The sequence below is a fragment of the Haliea sp. genome (genome assembly GCF_040222615.1).
Taxonomy (GTDB): domain Bacteria; phylum Pseudomonadota; class Gammaproteobacteria; order Pseudomonadales; family Halieaceae; genus Haliea.
The window spans coordinates 1-5,671 of record NZ_JAVKCQ010000137.1 but is presented as its reverse complement, the minus strand read 5'-3'; the positions used below and the strand labels follow the sequence as shown (position 1 = coordinate 5,671).

General features: G+C 64.8%; 3 protein-coding genes and 1 pseudogene. 1 reads left to right on the top strand and 3 read right to left on the bottom strand.

The window, feature by feature from the left end:
- Positions 1-202 (bottom strand): annotated as a pseudogene (locus RJQ10_RS11050) (OmpA family protein); the annotation flags it as partial.
- Positions 203-400: 198 nt separating this feature from the next.
- Between RJQ10_RS11050 and RJQ10_RS11045 the strand changes: the two are divergent.
- Positions 401-1,438 (top strand): metal-dependent hydrolase, encoded by a 1,038-nt coding sequence (locus tag RJQ10_RS11045; RefSeq protein WP_350146536.1) that lies wholly within the window; start codon positions 401-403, stop codon positions 1,436-1,438.
- Here RJQ10_RS11045 and RJQ10_RS11040 read toward each other — a convergent pair.
- The gene (locus RJQ10_RS11040; protein ID WP_350146534.1) at positions 1,406-2,584 is read right to left on the bottom strand and encodes a pyridoxal-phosphate-dependent aminotransferase family protein; all 1,179 of its coding nucleotides are present in this window, start codon (positions 2,582-2,584) and stop codon (positions 1,406-1,408) included. The two genes, RJQ10_RS11045 and RJQ10_RS11040, sit on opposite strands and share 33 nt — an antisense overlap.
- 15 nt (positions 2,585-2,599) lie before the next feature.
- On the bottom strand, positions 2,600-5,215 hold the full coding sequence (ppdK, locus tag RJQ10_RS11035; RefSeq protein WP_350146531.1) for a pyruvate, phosphate dikinase: 2,616 nt from the start codon (positions 5,213-5,215) through the stop codon (positions 2,600-2,602).
- Between the last annotated feature and the right edge of the window lie 456 nt (positions 5,216-5,671).

Here is a 5,671-nt window from a genome sequence, read left to right as displayed (position 1 = left end):
CGGTACCGACGACGCCGCAGCCGAGGGCGGCGTTGCGGGCGTGTTTGCTGGAATCGATGGAACCGATGATGCCGCATACGGCGGCGGCGCCGACACCATAGGTTGCGGCCTTGCTCGCCTGTCGCTCCCCGGTATACGGGTTGGTGGTACAGGCTCCCAGCAGCAGGGTGGCGGCGGCCATGGATGCAATCTTCAAGCGCATGTAGAGTCTCCTCGTCCGGTTTCTGCCCGGCAACGTATCTAGGGTGGTTCAGGGCCCCGCAATCCGGGGCAGATGGTATTCTACCCCAGGCGCCCCGTCGGGCCTGTTAACATTTGTAAGCGAGGAGTCGCGGTACACCATGCAGCACGGACTCTCTGTAACAACCGGAGCGAAGCCCGGAGTCGTGGACGCGGGTCCATGGATCCGCTGACCCAGGGCGCCCTCGGCGCAGCCCTGCCGCAAGCCACGGCCAGTCGCCGTCAGGTGTTGACGGCGGGCCTGCTTGGCTTCCTGTCCGGGATGGCGCCCGATCTCGATGTGCTGATCCGTTCCGCCGAGGACCCGCTGCTGTTCCTGGAGTACCATCGCCAGTTCACCCATGCGCTGGTTTTCATCCCCGTCGGTGGCCTGCTCTGCGCGCTGTTGCTGCACCGCCTGATCGGTCGGCGGGCAGGCCTGGGATTCTGGCGCAGCTACCTGTTCTGCACCCTGGGCTACGCCACCCACGGCCTGCTCGACGCCTGCACCACCTATGGCACGCTGCTGCTCTGGCCGTTCAGCGACCAGCGGTTTGCCTGGAACACCATCTCCATCATCGACCCGTTGTTTACACTGCCTGTACTGGCCCTGATTATCGTCGCCGCCGTGCGTCAGCGGCCCGCTCTCGCCCGGGCCGCCGTAATTTGGGGCCTGGCATACCTGGCGCTGGGGGCGTGGCAGCGGGATCGGGCGGAAGCACTGGGTGAGGCGCTGGCGGCCGAGCGCGGCCATGCACCGGTGCGACTGGAGGCCAAGCCCAGTTTCGCCAATATCCTGGTATGGAAAGTCGTCTATGAAACCGCTACGGATTTCCATGTCGACGCGGTGCGCACCTGGCCCTCCGCCAAGGTCTATCCGGGGAGTTCCATACCCCGTCTGGACGCTGCCAGGGACCTGCCGTGGCTGGATCCGGCCTCACAGCAGGCGCGAGATGTTGCGCGGTTCGCCTGGTTCAGCAATGACTACGTGGCCAGCGACCCGCTGATTCCCGGCCGCGTAATCGATGTTCGCTATTCCCTGCTGCCGAATGAGATCGATTCCCTCTGGAGCATTCAACTGACCCCGGGAGCGGCGCCGGAGCAACACGTCAGCTACGCCATGCACCGCAACCGGCGTGAAGGGCAGATCGAGGCGCTGTGGCGAATGCTGCTCGGTCAACCACTGTCAGGCGGCGAGTACCGCGTCGGCGGCCTCTAGCGCGGCCCCGGTGTCCAGCTTCAGTCCCTGCTGCGCCAGGGTCGCGGCCAGTGCGGTAAGGCACAGGGTGACATTGGCGGCGGAGCAGGCGTGGCCCATCAGGCCGATGCGCCAGGTCTTGCCCGCCAGCGCCCCCAGTCCCGCGCCGATTTCCAGGTTGAAATCCGCCAGCAGGGTGCTGCGCAGGGCGGCGTCGTCAATGCCCTCGGGAATGCGCACCGCATTCAGTTGCGGCAGGCGGTGCTCCGCTGCCACGGCCATCTCCAGGCCCAGCGCTTCCAGGCCTGCGACCAGAGCGTCGTGGTGGAGACGATGACGGGCGTGAGCGGCCTCCAGGCCCTCTTCGCGCAGCATCAGCAACGATTCGTGCAGGGCGTAGAGCAGATTGATGGGCGCGGTGTGGTGATAGGCTCTCTTGCTTGAGCCTCCCCAGTAGCCCATCACCAGCTGCATGTCGAGGAACCAGCTCTGCACCCGGTGGCTGCGCGCCTGTATCCGCTCCACCGCGCGTGAGCTGAATGTGACCGGCGCCAGCCCGGGGATGCAGGACAGGCATTTCTGGGTGCCGGAATACACCGCGTCTGCTCCCCAGGCATCGACCTTAAGCTCAATGCCCCCAAGAGAGGTGACCGTGTCGACGATGGAGAGCGCGCCGTGATCCCGAGCCAGGGCGCACAGGGCCTCGGCATCACTGCGCACGCCGGTGGATGTTTCCGCGTGTACAAAGGCGAGCAGGGAGGCCTCGGGATGGGCTTTGAATGCGGCGGCGACCTTGTCGATACTCACCGGCTGGCCCCAGTCGTCTTCCACCATGATGGCGGTGCCACCGCAGCGTTCGACGTTTTCCTGCATGCGGCCGCCGAAGACGCCGTTGCGGCAGACAATAACCGTGTCACCCGGCGACACCAGGTTGACGAAGCAGGCCTCCATGCCGGCGGAGCCCGGCGCGGAAATCGGCAGGGTCAGCGCGTTTTCGGTCTGGAAGGCGTACTGCAGCAGGCCTTTGACCTCGTCCATCAGGGCTACGAACAGCGGGTCGAGGTGGCCGATGGTAGGACGCCCCAGCGCGCCCAGCACGCGAGGTGAAACATCCGAGGGCCCAGGGCCCATGAGGATACGGCGTGGTGGAAAAAAACTCTGGTTCATAGTGCGATCCTAGTATTAAGTCCGTCGCGCTTCGGTTTCCCTGCGCACCTTGGCCTGGGCGGCGGCGATGCGCGCCACCGGCACCCGGAACGGGCTGCAGGATACATAGTCCAGGCCCAGGTCGTGGAAGAACTGGATTGAGCGGGGGTCGCCGCCGTGCTCACCGCAAATACCGTACTTGATCCCCGGCTTCCGCGCCCGGCTCTCGCTCACCGCGATCTCCAGCAGGCGGCCGACGGCACGCTGGTCCAGAGTGACGAAGGGGTCGCTCTCAACCAGTTTTTTCTCCAGGTACATGGGCAGGAACTTGCCCACGTCATCGCGGGAGAAGCCGTAAGTCATCTGGGTCAGGTCATTGGTGCCGAAGCTCATGAACTCGACCTCGGGCGCCAGCCGGTCCGCGCCCAGCGCGGCGCGCGGAGTCTCCATCATGGTGCCAATCTTGTAGGGCACGGAGACGTGCTTCTCCTTCATCACGGCCTGTATGCCGCGGTCGATAATCTCGCTGATCAGGCGAATCTCACGCACGTTAACCACCAGCGGGATCATGATTTCCGGCAGCGGTTTCAGGCCCTCCTCAATCGCCCGTACCGCAGCGCTGATAATGGCTTTGACCTGCATCTCGGTGACTTCCGGGTGGACGATGGACAGGCGGCAACCGCGGAACCCCAGCATCGGGTTCACCTCCTTGAGGCTTTCCGTCATCGCGCGAATCTTCTCCAGCGGCTTGTTGATGCGGCCGGCGAGGGCGACCATATCGTCCTCGCTGTGAGGCAGGAATTCATGCAGTGGCGGATCCAGCAGGCGCACGGTCACCGGCAGCCCGTCCATGACCCGGAACAGGGCCAGCATGTCTTCTTCCTGGAACTTGAGCAGCTTGTCCAGGTAGCGTTGGCGCTCCTCGCGATTCTCCGCCAGGATCATGCCGCGCATCTGGTCGATCCGTTCGGCGTCGAAGAACATGTGTTCGGTGCGGCAGAGGCCAATACCCTCGGCTCCCAGTTCTCGCGCCTTGGCGGCGTCTTCAGGGGTTTCCGCATTGGCGCGCACCTTGAGTCGCCGGTGCTCGTCGGCCCAGGACAGCAGGATCTGGAAGTCCTCACTGCTGCTGGCTTCCGTCTTGGGCACATCGCCCAGCATGACCTCGCCGGCAGTGCCGTCGAGGGTGATGACATCGTCGCGGCGGATGACAACGCCGCCGGCCGTGGTCGCTGTGCCCGCGGCGTAGTCGATGCTGAGACCGCCGCAGCCAGTGATGGCACACACGCCCATGCCCCTCGCCACGACCGCTGCATGGGAGGTCATGCCGCCCAGTTCGGTCAGGATGCCGGCGGCAACTTTCATGCCGTGGATATCCTCGGGGGTGGTCTCCCGGCGCACCAGAATAACGCTCTTCCCGGTAGCTGCGACCTCTACTGCCTCCTCGGCCGAGAACACCACGCTGCCGGTGGCGCCGCCCGGACTGGCGGGCAGCCCCGTGGCGACGATCTCGGTCTTCTGTTCCGGATCCACCATCGGGTGGAGAAAGGACTCCACATGCTCCGGTGACACCCGCATCAGCGCTTCGCTCTCGGTAATCAGACCCTCGCGCACCATGTCCACGGCAATCTTTACCGAAGCCCGCCCGGTGCGCTTGCCGCTGCGGGTCTGCAGCATGTACAGCTTGCCCTCCTGCACCGTGAACTCAAGGTCCTGCATATCGCGGTAGTGCTTCTCCAGCTGCGCCTGGGTGCGAAACAGCTCGGCATAGACTTCGGGCAGGCGCTCCTGCAGGGCGGATACCGGCAGTGGCGTGCGCGTGCCGGCCACCACGTCCTCACCAGCGGCGTTGAACAGGAATTCACCGAAAAAGCTGTGCTCGCCGTTGGAGGGGTTGCGAGTGAATGCAACGCCCGAGCCGGAGGTGTCGCCGAAGTTGCCGAAGACCATCGCCTGCACATTAACCGCCGTGCCCAGGGTCTCGGGGATGTTGTTCATCTCCCGGTAGACATAGGCCCGGGGTGTATGCCAGGACAGGAACACCGCCTCCACTGCCAGCTTCAGCTGGACAAAAGGGTCCTCCGGGAAATCCACCAGGGTTTTGTAGATGCGGATAATCTCCTGCCAGTCCCCGGCGCTCATTTCCACATCATCGCGCTTGCCGTGAGCGGCCTTGTACTTTTCGATCTCGTGTTCAAACTGCTCGCCGTCGGCTTCCAGCACCACGTTGGCGAACATCTGGATAAAGCGGCGATAGCTGTCGTAGGCGAAGCGTGGATTGTCGGTCTTGCGCGCCAGACCGGCAGCGATCTCATCGTTCAGGCCGAGATTCAAAATGGTATTCATCATGCCCGGCATGGACACCGGTGCCCCCGAGCGCACGGAGAACAGCAGCGGGTTCTCCGGGTCGCCAAAGCGCGCCCCCATTTTCTTTTCCACCAGGTCCAGCGCCACCCGGTACTCCTGCTCCAGCAGGTGCGGTAGCTTGTTGCCGGCCTCGAAAAACTCGCGGCAGGTGGGTGTGGTAATGATGAAGCCGAAGGGTACGGGCAGCCCCAGTGCGGTCATTTCACAGAGATTGGCGCCTTTGCCGCCGAGCAGGTCGCGGTCGTCCTTGCTGCCCTCGTTGAATAGATATACGCGCTTGGCCATGGGCCCCCCGGGTCAGGTTGTGAGTTGCTGGCTTGAGAAGCGCGCGAGTATAGCGGAAAAGGGCGCAGGTCGGGAGCACCGCGGGCGACCCAGGTGCCGCTGGGGACTTGCTTCGTTCCCGTGGCGGCCTGATGGCCGCAGCGTCGCCCGGTGGATTGCTTCGTTCGCGTAGCGGCCCGATGGCCGCTGCGGTGTTCGGTGGAAGCTTCGTTTCCCTGGCGGCCTGACGGCCGCAGCGTCGCTCCCGGTCGGGAATAGCCTTTTTCTCCACTGCGGGCGCATGCGGCGCGCGTTCCCTTGGTGATCTTGCGCTGGCGTCTGGCCGCGCACGCTGCGAGCGGGCTTGGCATCCGGCATGGCTGGGGCAGGGTCGGGATGGCCTGTTCCCACTTGCAGGGCTGCGGACTGGCAGCCACTAAGCCGGGAAGGTGGTCGCACCGACGCCCTCCGAGTCCG